The sequence below is a fragment of the Allopusillimonas soli genome, assembly GCF_004153445.1.
Classification (GTDB): Bacteria; Pseudomonadota; Gammaproteobacteria; order Burkholderiales; family Burkholderiaceae_B; genus Allopusillimonas; species Allopusillimonas soli.
Genome location: NZ_SDQC01000005.1, coordinates 1 through 19,562, shown reverse-complemented (window position 1 = coordinate 19,562; position 19,562 = coordinate 1). Strand labels below are relative to the sequence as shown.

Annotated in this window: 14 protein-coding genes; 9 read left to right on the top strand and 5 right to left on the bottom strand. The window is 61.7% G+C overall.

From position 1 onward, the window contains the following. Positions 1–23 precede the first annotated feature (23 nt). Together rpiA and phoU are read left to right on the top strand one after the other, a co-directional pair. Positions 24–707: a ribose-5-phosphate isomerase RpiA gene (gene rpiA / locus ERD78_RS15065; RefSeq protein WP_129970167.1), complete on the top strand. Its 684-nt coding sequence runs from the start codon at positions 24–26 to the stop codon at positions 705–707. Between the two features lie 81 nt (positions 708–788). Next, positions 789–1,514, top strand: a complete 726-nt coding sequence (phoU, locus tag ERD78_RS15060) for a phosphate signaling complex protein PhoU (RefSeq protein ID WP_129970166.1) — start codon at positions 789–791, stop codon at positions 1,512–1,514. A gap of 102 nt (positions 1,515–1,616) precedes the next feature. Here the strand turns inward: phoU and ERD78_RS15055 are convergent, their stop codons facing one another. After that, positions 1,617–1,895 (bottom strand): oxidative damage protection protein, encoded by a 279-nt coding sequence (locus tag ERD78_RS15055; protein WP_129970527.1) that lies wholly within the window; start codon positions 1,893–1,895, stop codon positions 1,617–1,619. Positions 1,896–2,045: 150 nt separating this feature from the next. Then, positions 2,046–3,404, bottom strand: coding sequence for an amino-acid N-acetyltransferase (gene argA / locus ERD78_RS15050; RefSeq protein WP_129970165.1), 1,359 nt, complete (start codon positions 3,402–3,404; stop codon positions 2,046–2,048). Between the two features lie 131 nt (positions 3,405–3,535). Here argA and hrpA point away from each other — a divergent pair, with 131 nt between their 5' ends. From hrpA to ERD78_RS15025, 5 genes are read left to right on the top strand one after another with little or no spacing between them, the layout of a single operon-like run. Beyond that, positions 3,536–7,399: an ATP-dependent RNA helicase HrpA gene (gene hrpA / locus ERD78_RS15045; protein ID WP_129970164.1), complete on the top strand. Its 3,864-nt coding sequence runs from the start codon at positions 3,536–3,538 to the stop codon at positions 7,397–7,399. A 48-nt stretch (positions 7,400–7,447) separates the two neighbouring features. After that, the gene (gene dnaE / locus ERD78_RS15040) at positions 7,448–10,939 is read left to right on the top strand and encodes a DNA polymerase III subunit alpha (RefSeq protein WP_129970163.1); all 3,492 of its coding nucleotides are present in this window, start codon (positions 7,448–7,450) and stop codon (positions 10,937–10,939) included. Then, positions 10,939–12,042 carry a glycosyltransferase family 4 protein gene (locus ERD78_RS15035; RefSeq protein WP_129970162.1) on the top strand — a complete coding sequence of 368 codons (1,104 nt, stop codon included), beginning with the start codon at positions 10,939–10,941 and terminating at the stop codon, positions 12,040–12,042. Before dnaE ends, ERD78_RS15035 begins: the two co-directional genes overlap by 1 nt. After that, positions 12,039–12,878 (top strand): polysaccharide deacetylase family protein, encoded by an 840-nt coding sequence (locus ERD78_RS15030; protein ID WP_129970161.1) that lies wholly within the window; start codon positions 12,039–12,041, stop codon positions 12,876–12,878. Before ERD78_RS15035 ends, ERD78_RS15030 begins: the two co-directional genes overlap by 4 nt. After that, complete coding sequence (locus tag ERD78_RS15025; RefSeq protein WP_129970160.1) at positions 12,875–13,621, top strand: glycosyltransferase family 2 protein; 747 nt, start codon at positions 12,875–12,877, stop codon at positions 13,619–13,621. The genes ERD78_RS15030 and ERD78_RS15025 overlap by 4 nt, the downstream gene beginning before the upstream one ends. A gap of 54 nt (positions 13,622–13,675) precedes the next feature. Here the strand turns inward: ERD78_RS15025 and ERD78_RS15020 are convergent, their stop codons facing one another. Next, the gene (locus tag ERD78_RS15020) at positions 13,676–14,440 is read right to left on the bottom strand and encodes a YdcF family protein (protein WP_129970159.1); all 765 of its coding nucleotides are present in this window, start codon (positions 14,438–14,440) and stop codon (positions 13,676–13,678) included. A 10-nt stretch (positions 14,441–14,450) separates the two neighbouring features. Next, entirely contained in the window at positions 14,451–15,431 is a 981-nt protein-coding gene (locus tag ERD78_RS15015) for a glycosyltransferase family 9 protein (protein WP_129970525.1), read from the bottom strand. 108 nt (positions 15,432–15,539) lie between these two features. On the opposite strand from ERD78_RS15015, the gene msbA reads away from it, so the two are divergent. Beyond that, entirely contained in the window at positions 15,540–17,315 is a 1,776-nt protein-coding gene (msbA, locus tag ERD78_RS15010) for a lipid A export permease/ATP-binding protein MsbA (protein ID WP_129970158.1), read from the top strand. A 94-nt stretch (positions 17,316–17,409) separates the two neighbouring features. Further along, a complete protein-coding gene (locus ERD78_RS15005) occupies positions 17,410–17,916 on the top strand; it encodes a hypothetical protein (protein ID WP_129970157.1) in 507 nt (168 codons plus the stop codon). 3 nt (positions 17,917–17,919) lie between these two features. Here ERD78_RS15005 and rng read toward each other — a convergent pair whose 3' ends face one another. Then, positions 17,920–19,380 (bottom strand): ribonuclease G, encoded by a 1,461-nt coding sequence (gene rng, locus ERD78_RS15000; protein ID WP_129970156.1) that lies wholly within the window; start codon positions 19,378–19,380, stop codon positions 17,920–17,922. Positions 19,381–19,562: the final 182 nt, after the last annotated feature.

Below are 19,562 nucleotides of genomic sequence, written 5' to 3'. Positions count from 1 at the left end.
GGGCCGCTGAATTGACTGGAATCATGCTCGATCAAACACAACTGAAACACAATGCGGCCCAGGCGGCCATTCAATATATTCAGCCTCTGCTCGGCCCCGACGTCGTGCTGGGCGTGGGCACCGGATCCACAGTGGACCTGTTCATCGATGCGTTGGAAGCGCACAAGGCGCTGTTTCGTGGCGCGGCATCCAGCTCTGAGCGAAGCGCGGTGCGCCTGCGCGCGCGCGGCATTACTGTTTTCGATCTGAACGAGGTGTCGGCCATGCCGGTCTATGTCGATGGTGCGGATGAAATCGATGCGCAACTGAACATGATCAAAGGCGGCGGAGGTGCGTTGACACGCGAAAAAATCGTCGCATCGGTGGCCGGGCAATTTGTCTGCATTGTCGATGAGTCCAAGCTGGTGGCAGGTCTCGGCCGTTTTCCCCTGCCGGTCGAAGTGATTCCGATGGCGCGGGAGGCTGTGGCGCGCAGGCTGACCGAGCTGGGTGGCAGGCCGGTGCTGCGCGACGGATTCGTCACCGACAATGGTTGCCAGATACTGGATGTGGCCGGCTTGCGCATTCCCGATCCCGCTGACCTCGAGGCACGCGTCAATAATATTCCGGGTGTGGTTTGCTGCGGGCTCTTCGCATTGGATGGCGCCGACGTGGCGTTGATTTCCACGCAAGACGGCGTGCGCCGCATTGACCGGCAGCCGGCCTGACAGCCTGGTGTCTTTTAGCGTCACAATTGCGTCATAATGGCACTGTAAGCTGTTGCACAGCAGTTCATTCCAGAGGCCCCCATGACCGAGCACACCAACAAGCAATTTCATACCGACCTTGAAACAACCCGTTCGCTGTTCTTACAGATGGGCGGCTTGGTCGAGTCCATGGTCAAGGAAGGCATGGATGCCCTGGCCACCGGCGATCTTGCCCTGGTGGACAAGGTTCGTGAGCGGGAAAAAGACGTCAACCGGCTGGAAGTGGAGATCGACGAACGCATCGGCCTGCTCATTGCCCGCAATCAACCCACTGCGGTGGACTTGCGCTTGCTGCTTTCGGTGTCCAAGATGCTGACGGATATGGAGCGCTGCGGCGACGAGGCCGAGAAAATTGCGAAGATGGCCCGCCGTCTGCATGAATCCGGCGGTGGCTACGAGCCTGTTATCGAATTACGGCACATGGCCAATGCCGTGGCCGCGATGATACGCGATTCGCTGGATGCCTTCGCTCGGCTGGATCCGGTGCATGCCGCGCGCGTGGTGCGCAATGACAAAGAGGTGGACAAAGAGTGGAAGGGTTCCCTGCGGCACCTCATCACCTACATGATCGAGGATCCTCGCACCATCTCCCATTCCATCGATCTCATCTTCATTGCGCGCGCGCTGGAGCGCATTGGTGATCATGCCAAGAACATGTCCGAACGTGTCATTTACATGGTGCGCGGCGACGACGTGCGCCATACGGGTGTCAAGAACACCGAACGCACCGCCCGGGGCGAGTTGCCGGAAGAAGAAAACAACATTTGAGCGGCGCGGGCCCGACGCTTGCGCTGCACGCGAGGCACCCTCACAGCCAGGGGGACGCAAGGGTGACGGTTTGTGCCTTAATGTCGCGCCGTTTGGGAGAAATCAAGCGTCCTGGGAAGGGGGCACGTAGCCTTGTGCTTCGACGTCGGCATCGTCGAACAGAAAGCTTTCCATTTGCTCGGCCAGATACTTGCGCGCGCGCGCGTCTGCAAGATTCAGGCGGTTTTCATTCACGAGCCTGGTCTGGGTCTGCACCCATTGCGCCCAGGCCTCTTTTGATATGTCCCGCCAGATCCGTACGCCAAGATCGCCCGGATAGGGCGGGAAATCCAGCCCTTCGGCTTCACGTTTGAGTTTTACACAGTTGACCATGCGTGCCATGATGGTAAGGCCTTTAAGGAAAATGGATCGGATAGGCACAATGCCGCAGATGCCCCTATTGTAGCCGCGCATGCAAGCATCCACCGCCTGCTAAGCGGCACATGCCAGGATGGACGAGATGCGAGAGGACGTGCGGCCCGAAAACCGGTCTCAGAGCTTCTTGATGAAGATGAGGCTATTGCGGGAGTGGTTGTAGTGTGCCTGGCGCTCCCTAGGGAGGTCGGCAATGCCGCCGCGCACAAAGCCGCGCTTCATGAACCAGTGCGATGTGCGCGTGGTCAACACAAACAAGCGTCGAGCGCCGGCGGCGCGCGCGCGCGCTTCGGTATGGCGCAGCAATATTTCGCCTTCGCCGGTGCTCTGCCATTCTGGATGTACGATCAGGCAGGCCATTTCCGCCATGCCTTCGTCCAGGTAGGGAATGAGCGCCACGCATCCATAGATAACGCCATCGTGCTCCAGCACGGTAAATTTTTCCACATCGCGCTCAATCACGCCGCGCCCGCGGGGCACCAACGTTCCATCTGCCTCCAGGGGTTCGATGAGCTGAACGATGGCGCCCACGTCATCCATGGTGGCCGGTCGCAGGTCGTCCAGCGTATCCTCCACCACCATGGTGCCGACACCGTCGTGCGTGAAGATTTCCAGCAGGACGCTGCCGTCCAGCGGATAAGGGACGAGATGGGCGCGCGCTACGCCGCGCTTCACCGCCAGCGAGGCATAGCTGAGAAAGCGGGAGGTTTCCTCATCGAGCGATCCATCGGACAGCAGGCGGTCGGCGTCCTCGCGCGCAAGTTCGGTGTCCACCGACCCATCGGCATTGTGCACGGTATTGTCGGGCGTGAGGAAAATGAGTTTTTCGGCGCGCAGGGCAACGGCCGCACTAGTGGCGAGGTCTTCCATGGCCAGATTGAAGGCATCGCCGGTGGGAGAAAAACCCAGCGGCGACAGAAGCACGATGGCGCTCTGGTTGATGACGCTTTTGATGGCGTCGATGTCCATTTTGCGTACGGCGCCGGTGTGTAGATAATCGACGCCGTCAATGACGCCCACAGGGCGCGCCGTGACGAAGTTGCCCGAGATCACGCGGATATGCGCATGCGACATGGGTGTATTGGGCAGGCCTTGGCTGAATGAGGCTTCTATGTCGAGGCGGATCTCGCCGGCCGCCTCCTTGGCGCATTCGAGCGCTTCAGCGCTTGTTGGCTCGGTGCCGCTACCGAACTGCTGATCGTAGCCTTTCAGCTTGAGCTGTTCGTTGACCTGGGGGCGCGAGCCATGCACCAGCACCAGCTTGACGCCCAGAGACGACAGCAGGGAGAGATCCTGGATCAGAGCATTGAGGGCGCCGTCCCGCACGAGCTCGCCGCCAAAAGCCACGACGAAGGTCTTGCCCCTGAATGCATGAACATAGGGAGCGACCTCGCGAAACCAGCGCACGAACTGGGCGGGCGCGAATTCGGGTGCGTCGTGGGCGGAAAGCGTGATATCGGCTTCAGGGGCGGTCATTGCTGCGTCCGGGAGGGGTTGTTTCAAGCAAAATTATAATGACCAGTTAATCAAGATGAAGAAGTTTGATGCAAGAGCCTGATCAACTGTCGGTAAACAAACACAAACGCGCGCCGGAAAGGCGCGGGCGGATGGCATCGGCCAAAGCTGGAGGCCGTCCGCTGCCGGCGCTGTCCTATCCCGAGGATCTGCCTGTCAGCGCGCGCCGTGCTGATATTGCCGCGGCCATTCGCGACCATCAGGTTGTGATCGTGTCAGGCGAAACTGGGTCGGGCAAAACCACGCAATTGCCCAAGATATGCCTGGAGCTCGGACGCGGACGGGATCGCATGATAGGCCACACACAGCCGCGCCGGCTTGCGGCCACGTCGGTGGCGCGACGCATTGCGCAGGAGCTGGGCACGGAGCTGGGCGACTGGGTGGGGTATCAGATACGCTTCAACGACCGCAGCGGCCCGGGCACGGCCATCAAGCTCATGACGGACGGGATATTGCTGGCTGAATCGCAGCGCGATCCCTTGTTGCGCCGCTACGACACCATCATTATCGACGAAGCCCACGAACGCAGCCTGAACATCGATTTCCTGCTGGGGTTTCTCAAGCAGCTGCTTGCCCGGCGGCGCGATCTGAAGCTGGTCATCACATCGGCCACAATCGATGCGACGCGGTTCGCCGATCATTTCGGTCGAGGGGGCCGTCCGGCGCCTGTCATCGAAGTATCGGGGCGACTTTTTCCGGTCGAAATCCGCTACCGGCCTGTCCTGCGGGATGGCGCGGGCTCCGCGCAGGAAGACGAAGGTCTGGAAAGCGGAGAAAGCACCGCGCGGCCTGCACGGATGCGTCCAGACGGAAAGGCGGCTGCCCAGGGTCCCGGCCGGCGCCCCAGTTTGGACGAAGAGCGCGACCTCATCGACGCGGTTGTGGACGGCGTTGCCGAATGCTGCCGCCACGGCGCCGGCGATGTGCTGGTTTTCCTGCCCGGCGAGCGCGAAATCCGTGAAACTGTTGAAGGACTGCGTAAAAGCCCGTTGGCCGCATGCGAGATATTGCCGCTGTACGCGCGCCTGTCGCAAGTTGAGCAGGAGCGCATTTTCCACCCTCGGGGCAATATGCGGCGCATTGTGTTGGCCACCAATGTGGCGGAAACCTCGCTGACCGTGCCTGGCATACGCTTTGTGGTCGACAGCGGCCTGGCGCGCATCAAGCGCTATTCCTGGCGAAACAAGGTCGAGCAATTGCGCATCGAGCCCGTCAGCCAGGCATCCGCCAATCAGCGCGCTGGCCGCTGCGGGCGCATCGGGCCGGGGCTGTGCCTGCGTCTGTACAGCGAAGACGATTTCAAGGCTCGCGCGCCGTTCACCGACCCTGAAATTCTCCGCTCTTCGCTGGCGTCGGTCATTCTGCGCATGAAGGCGCTCAAGTTGGACAGCATCGAAGCATTCCCTTTTGTCGATCCGCCCAGCGGCAGGGCAATCGCCGACGGCTACCATTTGCTGCAGGAACTGGGTGCGATCGATGATGGCAACGCCTTGACAGACACAGGCCGGACACTGGCGCGCCTGCCGGTAGACCCGCGCGTGGCGCGCATGGTTCTTGCAGCCCGCGATCAGCAGTGCATGACCGAGATACTCATCATCGCATCGGCCCTGTCGGTCCAGGATCCCCGCGATCGTCCCATGCAGGAACGCGAGGCCGCTGAATCGGCTCATGCCCGCTTTGCCGACGACAAGTCGGAGTTCATGTCGTACGTGAAGATGTGGCGGTGGTATGCGGAGCAGGTCGAACACAAGGCGTCCCAGCGCAAGCTGGCCGCGCTGCTGCGCCAGAACTATCTTTCACCCTTGCGGTTGCGGGAGTGGCATGATGTGCATACCCAGCTGGCATCCCTGGCCGGAGAGCAGGGCTGGCGGCAGAATACAGTGGATGCGACGCATGAGCAGGTGCACAGGGCGCTGCTGGCCGGGCTGCTGGGCAACATCGGCCTGAAGAGCGAGGAAGGGCCGGGCTATCAGGGCGCGCGCGGCATCCGATTCCAGATCCATCCCGGATCACGACTGGTCAGGAAGGCGGGCCGCTGGATCGTGGCGGCGGAGCTGGTCGAAACTTCGCGCCTGTTTGCCCGCTGCGTTGCACGCGTCGATCCCGTCTGGCTGGAACGCGTTGGCGCCCATCTTATCCAGCGCAATTGGTCGGACCCCCGCTGGGAGAAAAAAACCGGCCAGGTGGTGGCCAACGAGCGGGGCACGCTGTACGGGCTGCAGGTATATCATGGCCGGCGGGTGCATTACGGCCGCATCGATCCGGCCCAGGCGCGCGAGATTTTCATCCGCCAGGCGCTGGTGCCGGGCGATATCGAAACGCATCTTCCATTCGTGCAGCACAATCGCAAGCTTGCGGCCGCCATCGAGAAGCTGGAGCACCAGTCGCGCCGTCCCGACATTCTGGTCGACGACAGTCTGATATACGCGTTCTACGACAGGCATATTCCCGCTGATGTCTTTCAGACCGCCACCTTGGAAAAATGGCATCGGAGCCTGGACGAGGCGCGGCAACGGGCGCTCTTGCTGAGCCGCGACGATCTGATGCGGCACGATGCCGCCGGGGTCACCACAGACGTGTTCCCCCGGCAGGTCGAGTGGAATGGTGTGACCATGGCCCTGGACTATCACTTCGAACCGGGATCGGTGCGAGACGGCGTCACGCTTACCGTGCCGTTGTTCGCCTTGAACCAGATTGACGCGCAACGCTGTGAATGGCTGGTGCTGGGTATGCTGAAGGAAAAAACGCATCTGCTGCTCAGGTCTCTCCCGCAGAAGCTCAGGCGCCATTGCGTGCCGCTGCCGGAGTATGCGGCGGCCTTCTTCGAGCGCTGGTTTGATCGCGCAAGCGATCCAGGCATAGGATTACTGGAGGCCATCGGCGAAGACATGTGGTCGCACGTCAAGGTCCGGCCACAGAATGCCGACTTCAAACTGGAAACGCTGCCGCCGCATCTCTTCATGAACTTCAAGGTAGTCGACGAGCATGGCCGCATGCTATCCGGCGGGCGCAATTTGGACCAACTGAAGGCCGAGCACGGCCGGGAGGCGCAGGCATCTTTTCAGAAAGTGGCAGCGAAGGATGAGCACGTCGCCCATGCACTGGCCCACGAGCAACTTACCGACTGGTCTTTCGGTCCGCTGCCCGACATTATGGAGATCCGCCGCAAAGGGCAGTCGTTCATAGGCTACCCCGCCTTGGTGGATCGCGGCACGCACTGCGATCTTGATGTTTTTGACGACCCCGCGCAGGCCCGCACGTATCACGCGGCCGGGCTGCGCCGTCTGTTCCGCCTGGCCCTGCGCGAGCAGGTGAGGTTTCAGGAAAAGAACCTGCCCGATCTCACGCGCATGAGCATGCTGTATATGAGCCTGGGCACGCAAGAAGCGTTGCGCGACCAGATTATCGATTGCGCGCTGGAGCAGGCTTGTCTGGCCGAGCCTTGGCCCGTGGACGAGGCCCAGTTCCAGGCGCGGCGCGCCGAGGGCAAGGAGCGCCTGGGCCTGCTGGCGCAGGAGGTTGCCCGGCTTGCGGGCCAGATCCTGTTGGAATGGTCGGCTTTGCAGAAAAAACTCCCTCAGGCCAGGCCGCACGCGGCCGCCTACAAGGATTTGCAGCGCCAGCAGGGCGAACTGATGGGCAAATGGTTTCTGCGTGCCACGCCTTATGGACAGCTCAAGCATTTCCCGCGCTATTTCAAGGCTGCGCAAGCCCGCATCGACAAGCTGCGGGCAGACCCGGAGCGCGACGCACGCCTGATGGCCGAAATGGCGCCGTTGCTGGCGCAGTACGATCGGGCTGCGGGCGGGTTGAAGGGTGCGCGCGATGCGCAGCTCGATAACTTCCGTTGGCTTCTGGAGGAACTCAGGGTGGCGCTCTTTGCGCAGGCGCTTCGAACACCCATGCCCGTGTCTGCCAAACGCCTGCAGAAGGCGTGGAGCGCCATGCAGCGCTAGCGGGAAGGCTGCGCGTCATTTTTTCCCGGGGGTGGGTACAATTCCGTCATGACCGATGCAGCCATTTCCGCCTCCCCGTTTGTTCATTTGCGTGTCCATTCCGAATTTTCGGTGGTTGACGGCATTGCGCGCATCCCCGACCTGGTCGCGCGTGCCGCTCAGTTCGGCCAGCCGGCGTTGGCAGTTACAGATCTATGCAATCTGTTTGGTTTCATCAAATTTTATAAAAAAGCACGTGGCGCAGGGCTAAAACCCATTTGTGGATGCGATGTCTGGCTCGAAAACGAAGCCGACCGCGACAAGCCTGGCCGCGTGCTGCTGCTGGTTCGCAATCATGCGGGCTACTTGGCGCTGTGCGAGATCCTGACGCGTGCCTGGCTGGAGAATCAATACAGGGGGCGGGCCGAAGTGCGGCGCGAATGGCTGCGCGACAGGCCGGGGCTGATTGTGCTGTCGGGTGGGCGGCACGGCGATGTGGGCCAGATGCTGGAGGCCGGCAAGCCCGACGAAGCCGCCACGCTGGCGGCGGCCTGGGCGCGGGACTTCCCGGACGCCTATTACATCGAGCTCCAGCGCAGCGGCCATGACGGTGATGAAACCTATGTCCAGGCGGCTCTGCGCCTGGCGGCTGCGCAGGGCTTGCCCGTGGTAGCCACGCATCCGGTTCAGTTCCTGGAACAGAGCGACTTCCGCGCCCATGAGGCGCGCACCTGCATTGCCGAGGGGGAGCAGTTGGGCAATGCCCGGCGGCCTCGCCGCTTTACGCGCGAGCAATACATGCTCAGTTCGCAGGAAATGGCCAACCGCTTCGCCGACGTGCCTTCAGCGCTCGCCAATACTGTCGAAATCGCCAAACGCTGTAATCTCACGCTTGTGCTGGGGCAACCCCAACTGCCGCAATTTCCGACGCCGGAAGGGGTGACGCTGGACGATCACCTGATACACCTGGCTGAAACCGGACTGTCACGGCGCATGCAGCAGCTGTTTCCAGACGAAGCCGAACGCAATGCTGCCTACCCGCAATACACCGAGCGCCTTGAGACTGAGTGCAAAGTCATCATCGGCATGGGTTTTCCGGGATACTTCCTGATCGTCCAGGACTTTATCAACTGGGGCAAGCAGAACGGCGTGCCCGTCGGCCCGGGGCGCGGCTCGGGGGCGGGGTCGCTGGTGGCATTCTCGCTGGGCATTACCGATCTGGATCCCATACGCTACGACCTGCTGTTCGAACGCTTCCTGAATCCCGAGCGGGTCTCCATGCCCGACTTCGACATCGATTTTTGCCAGGACAACCGCGAACGGGTCATCGACTACGTCAAGCATAAATACGGCAAGGATGCGGTCAGTCAGATTGCCACCTTCGGTACCCTGGGCGCCAAGGCCGTCGTGCGCGATGTCGGACGCGTGCTCGAACTGCCTTACAGCATGTGCGACGGCCTGTCCAAGCTCATTCCTTTCAATCCCGCCGATCCATGGACGCTGGAGCGTGCGCTTGCGGACGAACCCGCCTTCAAGGAGCGTTACGAGCAGGACGAGGAAGTGCGCGCGCTCATAGACCTGGCCCGGCCGCTCGAGGGGCTGACCCGCAACATTGGCATGCATGCGGGGGGGGTGCTCATCGCACCGGGAAAGCTCACCGATTTCTGTCCGCTTTATTGTCAGCCCGGCACCGACAGCAACGCGGTTTCGCAGTTTGACAAGGATGACGTCGAAGCGGCGGGGCTGGTCAAGTTCGACTTTCTTGGATTGCGCAACCTCACCATTCTCGACTGGGCTGTACGCTACGTGCGCCAGCATAATGAAAGCAAGCGCGACTTCGACATCATGGCCGTGCCGCTGGACAACCCGCAGGCCTATCGCCTGCTCAGCGAAGGGAATACCACCGCGGTGTTCCAGCTAGAGTCGCGCGGCATGAAGGAGCTGCTGAAAAATCTTCGGCCCAACACCTTCGAAGACGTCATCGCCATGCTGGCGCTGTACAGGCCAGGCCCGCTGGAGTCGGGCATGGTGGTCGACTTCGTCAATCGCAAACATGGCCGCGCCGAAGTCGATTACTTCCATCCCGACCTCGAACCCGTCTTGAAAAGCACTTACGGCGTCATCGTCTATCAGGAACAGGTGATGCTGATCTCGCAGATCATCGGTGGGTACACGCTGGGCGGCGCCGATCTGCTGCGGCGGGCCATGGGTAAGAAGAAGCCCGAGGAAATGGCCAAGCATCGCGTCATTTTCGAGAAAGGTGCCGTCGAGAAGGGTTACGATCCGGACTTGGCCGTCAAGCTCTTCGATCTCATGGAAAAGTTCGCGGGCTACGGTTTCAACAAGAGCCATTCGGCGGCCTACGCGCTCATTGCCTACCAGACCGCTTGGCTCAAGGTATTCCATCCTGCCGAGTTCCTGGCGGCGACGCTGTCTTCCGACATGGATGACACCGACAAGGTTCAGGTCTTCTGGAAGGATGCGCTGGCCAACGGGGTGCAGGTGTTGCCGCCCGATGTCAATGCGTCGGCGTATCGCTTCGAGCCTGTGGCCGATGAGCACACGGCGCTGGGCGAGCCGCCGCGCACTATGCGTTACGGCATGGGAGCGGTCAAGGGCACGGGCCAAGGCGCGGTCGAGGAGATAATCCGGGCGCGCGAGGAAGACGGGCCTTTCACAAGCCTGTTCGATTTTTGCCGCCGGGTCGACCGTCATACGGTTAATCGGCGCACCATCGAGGCACTGATACGCGCAGGCGCGTTCGACAGCATCGAGGAAAACCGCGCCGCCCTGCTGGCCACCATCGGCAATGCGCTTGAGGCTGCCGAGCAGGCAGAACGCAGTGCCAATCAAGTGTCCCTGTTTGCCGATGACGCGAACGATATTGTCGAAGGCGAACTGGCGAAGGTGACGCCCTGGGATCTGCAGACGCGGCTGCGCGAAGAAAAGACGGCGCTTGGATTTTATTTCAGTGGCCATCTGTTTGACGCATGGCGTGACGAGGTACGTCGTTTTGCTCCCAAGCCCCTGGCGAGGCTGGAGCCATCCCGGGGGTTGCAATGGTTTGCCGGCGTGCTTGCGTCCGTGCGCCCCAAGATGACGCGTCGAGGCAAGATGCTTTATGCGGGACTGGACGACGGCTCCGCCCAGATCGAGGTGGCTATTTTCAACGAACTGTATGAACAGCACCGCAATCGGTTGAAGGAAGATCAACTGGTCATCATCCAGGGCAAAGTGAGCCACGATGACTATTCCGGCGGACTGCGCGTTTCAGCCGAGACGATCTACGATTTGCAGCTTGCGCGCGAGGCGCGTGCTCGCAGCCTGCGCATTACGCTGAATGGCAATGCCGATGCGACGCGCCTTCGACAACTGCTCAATCCGTTTCGCGCCGAACCCGAGAACGGCATACCTGGCGTGCCGGTTGAAATACGATTGCGGCGCGACGACTATGATTGTGTCGTGCGTCTGAGCGAAGAGTGGCGCGTGCGAATGGCAGACAATATGCTTGAGCAGCTCGAAGACTGGGCGCAGCCCGACGGCGTGGAGATCAATTACTGATGAGGCCACTGCGTATCTTGCATTCCGAGGCGGCAACCGGCATGGGTGGCCAGGAACAATACATACTGCGCATGATGAATGCGATGCGCGAGCGGGGCCACAGTCTTGAATTGGTCTGCCAGCCTGGCGCGCCGCTGGGCGGGCGCGTGCGCGAAGCAGGCTTCGTTGTTCACGAGACGCCCATGGATCCACCCATGAATTTTCTGCGCAGCATAGGTGTCGTGCGCGGTATTCTTCGCCGCGGCAAGTTCGACGTGCTCAACTGCCACTCCAGGCGCGACACGCTGGTGGCCGGGCTGGGTGGCCGTCTTGCAGGCACGCCACTTATCGTGCGCACCCGCCATCTGGCCAGCAAGGTGGGTTCCATGCTGTCCTATACCGTCATCCCTCATCGCGTCACGGCAGCCAGCGATTATGTCAGCGATTATCTAGTGTCTCGCGGCGTGCCGCGCGCGCATGTGGCTACCGTGTATCCCGCCGTTGACCTGCAGCCCCGGCCGGCGGGCTCCACGCTGCGAACCGAGCTTGGCCTGGGATCTGACGACATCATAGTCGGCTGCGTTGCGGTCATGCGATTCCAGAAGGGACACAAGGAACTTCTCGATGCCATGGAGCCCATTGTCCGGGCGCGGCCCAATGTCCACTTGGTTATCGTCGGCGGCGGGTCGCAGGCGGTCGTCGACGCCGTCAAGGCGCACGCCTATGGCCTGGAAATCCAGGATCGCGTTCATTTTCTCGGACAGCGGCGCGATGTGCCCAACCTGCTCGAGGGATTTGATATTTTTGCCTTGGCCACGCGCATCGAAGCATCCGGTACGGCCTTTGTCGAGGCTGGCGCTGCGGGCTTGCCCGTTGTCGGCACACGGGTGGGCGGCGTTCCCGAAATGGTGCGCGATGGCGAAACAGGCATCCTCGTGCCCTTGGACGACAGGCAGTCGCTTACCGAAGCCCTGATGCGGCTTATCGATGACCCCATCCTGCGCCGTCAGATGGGACGGGCAGGCCTGGCTTATTGCCGCGATGGCGACCGCTTTGGGCCGGACAAGATGGGCGAGCGCATCGAGGCATGCTACCTGCGCTGGCTCAAGGAGCGCGAGACATGACCCACGCCCGCCGCGTGCCGGTACTCATGTACCATCATGTCTCGCCCTCGCCTGGCATGATCACCACCTCGCCCGCAAACTTCGAAAGACAACTGCAGTGGCTGAAAGCCAAAGGCTTTCATACGCTGACCACCGACCAGTTCGCCGGCTTTCTGGGCGGCGATGCGGTGCCCGCCAGATCCCTGCTCATCACCTTCGACGACGGCTATCTCGATAACTGGGTCTACGCCTTCCCTCTGCTGAAAAAATATGGCTTCAGGGCCACGGTGTTTCTGGTCACCTCGTGGGTTGGAGAGGGCGATGTCCGGCCTTGCATGGGTCAGGCTGGCTTGCCCGAGACACCTGAGCACAAGGAATGCGGGCGCCGCATTGCGGCTGGCCGTGCCGACGACGCCATACTGCGCTGGAGCGAGGTGCGATGCATGCGCGAAGAGGGTGTGTTCGAGTTCCACAGCCATACGCACACACACACGAGATGGGACATCAAGGATCCCGATGGGCGCATTGAGCGCATGCGCCAGGAGTTGGCGCTTTCGCGTCAGTCGCTGTGCGAGAACCTTGGATATGTTTCCGAGCATTTTTGCTGGCCGCAGGGCTATACGGAACCCGCTTATATCGATCTGGCCCGCGAAGCAGGCTTTCGCTATCTGTACACGACCGATGCCTTCGGCCAGAATCGGGCAGGCGCCGATCCCGCGCATATTTACCGCTTTGCCGTACGCAACCGGGGCGGCGGGACGCTGGGCCAGCGCATTCTGTATGCCTCCAATCCGGTTGTCGGGCCTGTCTTCAATCGCTGGAAACGTTGGAAGCGCAGCCTCAGGAAGGGCAAGTGAGTCTGTCGGTCATTATCATCACCAAGAATGAGGCGGCCCACATCGGCGCCTGCATCGATTCGGTCGATTTTGCCGATGAGATCATCGTGGTCGACTCGGGCAGCACAGACGGCACGCGGGAGATTGCCCAGGCGCATGGCGCGCGCGTTACCCTCACGTCCGACTGGCCCGGCTTCGGTCCGCAGAAAAACCGCGCCCTCGATCTGGCGCGATGTGAGTGGGTATTGTCCATCGATGCGGACGAGAGGGTCACTGCCGAGCTCGCGCAGGCGGTGCAGCGGGCCATGGCCAGCCCGGCAGCCGATGCCTACCGGATTGCACGGCTGTCCCGCTTCGGTGACCGCTGGATACGGCACAGCGGCTGGTGGCCCGATTACGTTATACGCCTGTTCCGCCGCGGCACGGCACGCTTCAAGGATGTACCGGTGCATGAAAGCGTGTTGGCCGAAGGCGCCGTCTCAACCCTGGATGGGCATTTTCTTCATTACCCCTACGCCGATCTGGAAAGCTTTATCGCGAAGATCAATCATTACTCCAGTGTGGCCGCCGGCATGATGCATGCGCGTGGAAAGCGAACGACGGCATTAGGGGCCTGGGGCCATGCGACGTGGACTTTCATTCGCATTTATGTGCTTCGCCGCGGATTTCTTGACGGCAGGGAGGGCTTCATCCTGGCCTGCATGGCGGCGGCTGGCAGCTATTTTCGTTACACAAAGCTGCTGTTTCTGAACCGCCGTGGCTGACCGCCACTGGCTCGTGGATGGGCTGGCCGGGGTGACATGCCACCGCCGGTCCAGCTAGATCCAGCCGCGTATCCAGTACACCACCAGCGCCACATATTCCTTCACGATGGAGCGGCTGGCAGACAGCGCCCGCATGCTGGGTACCCAGAATGAAAAACCCGGAGAATCAGGCACGACGATCTGGGGCGGCGACGGGGCGGCCGTGGCATCCACGCCCAGCTTACGGAATACCGCCATGGCACGTGGCATGTGCAGGGGCGATGTAACGAGAAGAATGTGCCCGATATGCTCATTGCGTAGCAGTCTGGCCGTGTACACGCCATTTTCATGCGTGGTGTAGCTTTGCGTCTCGAGCAGAATCGCATTTTCGGGCACATCATGGCGTCTGAGGAAGCGCGCCATCATTTCCGCTTCGCTGACATTGCCGTCGAGCGCCGCGCCCGATAGCACCACCTTGGGCGCCAGGCCCTGGTGGTAGAGCATATTGGCGGTTTCTACGCGCGATACCGCCGTATCGTCGTCATAAGGTTGAAACCAGTTTTTGCGGCTGTTGGCCGTGCTGCCCCCCAGCACGACGATGGCTTGCGCATGCGGTAGCATTGCGGCCGGGGTTGGCGCATAGAGCTGCTCAAGCCGGCCGCCGGCCCACAGCGAAGAAGCGGGCAGAGACCAGAATACTGCCCAGGCTATGCCGGTGCATGCGATGGCCAGGCCCGTCTTGCGCAGACGGGCGATGAATAACAGCATGCCCGCCACCAGCATGACGGCACACAGATTTGCGGGAATGACGAGGTTGGTGAGAAAACTCGATAAATTCATGCCGGGTTGTTCAGAGTGCGGTCGACTGGGCAGCCGGGGGCAGGATGGACTGCAATTGCGTCAGCACCTGGTCCAGGTTGGGCCATGCATGTGCCGATCCCAGGCACTGCGCCGTGTCCGACCAGGGGCCCGTGCGCTCGGGCTGCGTGACACCGAACAGTGTCAATTGACGTGCCCCGGCGGCGGCGGCCAGATGCGATACGCCCGAGTCGTTGCAGATGACCAGAGATGCATGCCGGGTGAGTGTAGCAAACGCGCCCAGGTTCAGGGAGGGCAGGCATTGCGCGGTGGGGGCCGCCTCGCGTGCGGCAGCCTGTTCCGAGGCGGGTGGACACATGGCCACGACATGGCCCTGGTCCTGCAACACACGGGTGAGTGCATCGAAATACGGCCAGACCTTGACCTTTCCATGGTGCAGACCCGTGGCGGTGGGCGCAATAAGAATGAACCGTTCGCCGCGCAGGCCGGCCTGCGCCATCGCAGCTTGTGCCTCCTGGTGGTGCCTGGGAGCCAGCCGCAGTCCCAGCCGGCGTTGCGCCGGCAAGGGGCTTGCCGGCAGCCCCCAGCGGTGCAGGGCCTGAGTCGTGACGTAATGCCACGATTGCACGGCGTGCAGGCCGCCGCCGGGTTTCTTTACCGGCCAGCGCAGAATGAGGCTGCGTCCGTCATCGCGGTATCCGGCGCTGGGTACGCCGCCAAACTTGAATACCATGGCGCTGGACAGCGAATCGGGCAGCAGCAGGCCGTGCGGATGCGCATGCTGCGCCTTTTTGCGCCATGCGTTCACTGCCGCTCTGTCCTCTCGCCAGCGCCCCTTCATGTCAATGTGGCCATCGAGGGCGTAGGCGGCCAGCAGGTCACGCGCCCACGGCCTGGCGCAGGCGACCAGCGGCACGCCGGTGTCCAGCAGCGTGTGCAGGCTGGGCAGGCTCATGCAAAGATCGCCAATCCAGTTTGGGAAGCGTACATAGATGGCGGACAATGGCTGCATGGGCATGAAGAACGGTGCGTTGAAAAGATGCCAGGCCCGCATCTCGCGACAGCGGATCGCGGAACGTTAAAATGGCCAGTCCAATAGTATATATAAGCGAGTTTATTCTTGAAGCCAGCCGACCATGCCGCGCAGTCTAACGCCGAGCCCGTCAATCTCGGTCTGTGGCGCAGGATATACAGCCGTGTTGCACAGTACTGGAAAGTGATCGTGCTGTCGGTCGTGCTGGTCAGTATTGCCGCGGCAACCCAGCCCACGCTCGCCGTCATCATGAAGCCGCTCCTGGACGACGGATTCTCCGGGACCAAGCCTTCCTATGTCTGGTCCATTCCGCTGGCCGTGGTCGGTCTGATGCTGCTGCGTGGCATCTGCAGCTTTGCCAGTAGCTATCTGCTGGCCTGGGTGGCCAATAATATGCTCCTTGGGCTGCGCAAGGACATGTTTGACAGGCTGCTGGGTCTGTCCGACGAGGATTTCAAACGCGGGGATACCGGTCGCCTCCTGAACCGCTTCACCATCGACGCCGGCACGGTCACCAGCCTGGCCACGGAAGTCATTACCGTGGTGGTGCGCGAGACACTCGTCGTGGTGGCCCTGCTGTGCGTCCTGCTATACATGTCCTGGCAGCTTACGCTCATCGTGCTGGTCATGCTGCCTGTTTCCACGCTGGTCATGCGCGTGTTCATCCGGCGTTTGCGCCGTATCAATCGCGACACCATAGGCATGAACGCCGCATTGACCCATGTGGTGCGCGAAGGCATCGCCGGCCAGCGCGTCATCAAATTGTTCAACGGCTATGCGAGAGAGTCCGAGCGTTTCAAGTACGTCAATGGGCGGCTGCGCCGTTTTGCCATGCGTGCAGCCAGCGCGGACGCCGCCATGTCGCCGCTGTCGCAGTTCAGCATAGCCCTCTCGGTCGCCAGCGTCATTGCCGTGGCGCTCTATCAGGCAAACGAGGGCAACCTGACGGTGGGCAGTTTTGCCGCTTTCATGGCTGCATTGGGGCAGATATTCGACCCCATGAAGCGGCTGACCAAGATTGCCAGTTCCATGCAGCGCATGCTGATTTCCGCCGAAAGTGTGTTCATGCTCATAGACCAGGAGCCAGAGAACGATACAGGCACGCGCACGCTGGCGAAGCCGGTCAAGGGTCGTGTGGAGTTTCGGGGCGTGCATCATCGTTTCGGCGATGCCAGGCATGAAACGCTCTCCGATGTGTCTTTCATTGTCGAGCCAGGCCAGACCGTTGCGCTGGTCGGACGGTCGGGCAGTGGCAAGACCACGCTGGTCAATATGCTGCCACGCTTCATCCGGCCAACAGGCGGGCAGGTGCTGCTCGACGGCCACGACATCCAGGATCTGAAGCTCACGGCGCTGCGTGCCGAACTGTCCCTGGTCAGCCAGGACGTCATGTTGTTCGACGGCACGATTGCCGAGAATGTTGGCTACGGAGCCTGGGGAGAAGCGCAGCCTGAGGAAATCGTCCGGGCACTCGAGGCGGCCAATCTGGGCGACTTTGTCCGCGGCCTGCCCGAAGGCCTGGATACCCAGGTGGGCGAAAACGCCAGCCAGCTGTCCGGCGGGCAGCGCCAGCGCCTGGCCATTGCCCGTGCACTGGTCAAGGATGCCCCCATCCTGATACTCGACGAAGCGACCTCAGCGCTTGATAATGAATCTGAAATGCAGGTCCAGGCCTCGTTGGAGCACCTGATGGCAGGCCGCACGACCTTGGTCATTGCGCACCGCTTGTCCACGGTGCAGAAGGCCGATCGCATTGTCGTGCTGGATGCCGGACGCATCGTGGAGCAGGGCAGGCACACAGAGCTGCTGGAGAAGGGCGGTCTGTATTCCTCGCTCTATCACATGCAGTTCCGCGCGGATTGACAGCCGCCGCGTACCCCTGCTGCAGGATGCATCGGGGTACGGGGCACTATCCTGATCGTTTTCCCGTCAGAGGCGGGGTTTTTCGGAGCACCTGATGAAGCACACCCGGCATCCAGCGCATTCTCTCCTATCGTTGCGGCAAGCCGGCCGCCTGGCCGCGGCTGCGGCGCTGGCGATGCTGGCCGCCTGCGCGTCGAGCACCAACCCGGCGGGCCTGCGCCTGACGGACCTGCGCAGCGACCGCTATCTGCAGGATGAGCGCATCCTGCCCGGCTCGTTCGCCGATCTGCAGAAGGCCTTGATCACGCACGAGCGCGCCTGCGGCGAGTCGCCCACACTCAGGTTGGATCAAGGGCAGACCAGCTTCGCGACACTGATGGACAGGCCGGCTGGCGCCAGCAATTATGCGCACACCATTCTTGTTGATCTTGTGGCGTATCAGCCCAATCATTTCAACGGCCCGCGCATGAGGGCAAAAACATACAGCTACTACATGGACGAGGCGACCCAGCAGCGCATGCGCAGTCTTTTTACAATCCTGTCCGATCCCGGGCGCTGCGCGGGCGCCGTGGAGGAACCGGCGGCGCCAGAAGGCAACTGACCGCTACATCAGCACGATATCGTATTGTTCCTGCGAATACTGCGTTTCCACTTCCAGCGAAATCGGCTTGCCCACGAAATCGCCCAGCATGGCGAGGTGGGCGCTTTCTTCCTCCAGAAACAGATCCACCACCGCCTGCGATGCCAGGATGCGGAATTCTTTGGGATTGAACTGGCGCGATTCGCGCAGAATTTCGCGCAATATCTCGTAGCAGAGCGTGCGCGCGGTGCGCACGCTGCCCCGGGCCTGGCAGGTGGGGCAGGGCTCGCACAGCTGGTGCGTCAGAGAGTCGCGTGTGCGCTTGCGCGTCATTTCCACCAGGCCAAGGTGGCTGAAACCGCTGACCGTCATGCGGGTTCTGTCCTTGGTAAGCGCCTTGTTCAGTTCGGCCAGCACCGAGCTGCGGTGCTCGGGGTCATCCATGTCGATGAAGTCCACAATGATGATGCCGCCCAGATTGCGCAGGCGCAGCTGGCGTGCAATGGCAATCGCCGCCTCCAGATTCGTCTTGAAGATGGTGTCGTCGAAATTGCGGCCGCCCACATAGCCGCCGGTGTTGACATCCACCGTGGTCAGCGCCTCGGTCTGATCAATGATGAGATAGCCGCCCGATTTCAAATCGACTCGCCGCGACAGCGCGCGCGCTATTTCCTCGTCCACGTTGGCCGTGTCGAACAGTGGCCGCTCGCCGCTGTAATGACTGATACGATCCAGCACAGCAGGCGTGTAGGTGTTTGCCCATTCAACGAGATGCTGCATGGTGCTGCGCGAGTCGACCCGGATGGATGACGTCTGCGGGCCCACCATGTCGCGCAGGACTCGCTGCGCGAGAGTAAGGTCTGTATACAGCAGCGATGGCGCGGGCTGACTGCGCGCTTTTGCCTGTATGCTGGCCCACAGTGTGCGCAGATAGGACTGATCGGCCTGCAGTGCGTCGTCGCTGGCATCTTCGGCCTGGGTTCTTACGATATAGCCGCCGTCGTCCTCGGCGCGCAGCGCCTGCACCCGCTCGCGCAGCGCGTTGCGTTCCGCTTCTGAGCCGATTCTTTGTGATATGCCCACATGCGGTTCGTAGGGGAGATAGACAAGCAGGCGTCCAGCGATGCTGATCTGCGTGGAAAGCCGCGCGCCTTTGGTGCCCAGCGGATCCTTGATGACCTGCACCACGAGCGACTGCCCTTCGAACAGCAGCTTCTCGATCGGCGTGACGGGCGCGCCACTGTTGCGCTCGCTACGGTTCTGCCGGAGATCTGCGACATGAATGAAAGCGGCCCGCTCCAGGCCTATGTCAACGAAAGCGCTTTGCATACCCGGGAGCACGCGCACGACCTTGCCGAGATACAGATTGCCCACATGGCCGCGCTGCACGCTGCGCTCTATGTGAATCTCCTGGACCGCACCCTGTTCCACCAGGGCGACGCGTGTTTCAAAAGGAGTTACGTTGATCAGGATGTCTTCTGTCATGGTGCGCCGGAAAGTCATTCGATAAGAGAGAAGCAATGAACGAAGTATAGAGGGTGCAAACCGCGCATCTAATTTTCTTTTTGCCGGCCGTAGCGGGCGGTGTGGCGCAGCCTGCGGCGTGGCGCCCGATGGGGCGCGTGTGGGCGGGCCCCGGGGGGCGCGCGCCGGTGTGGCAAGGGCGG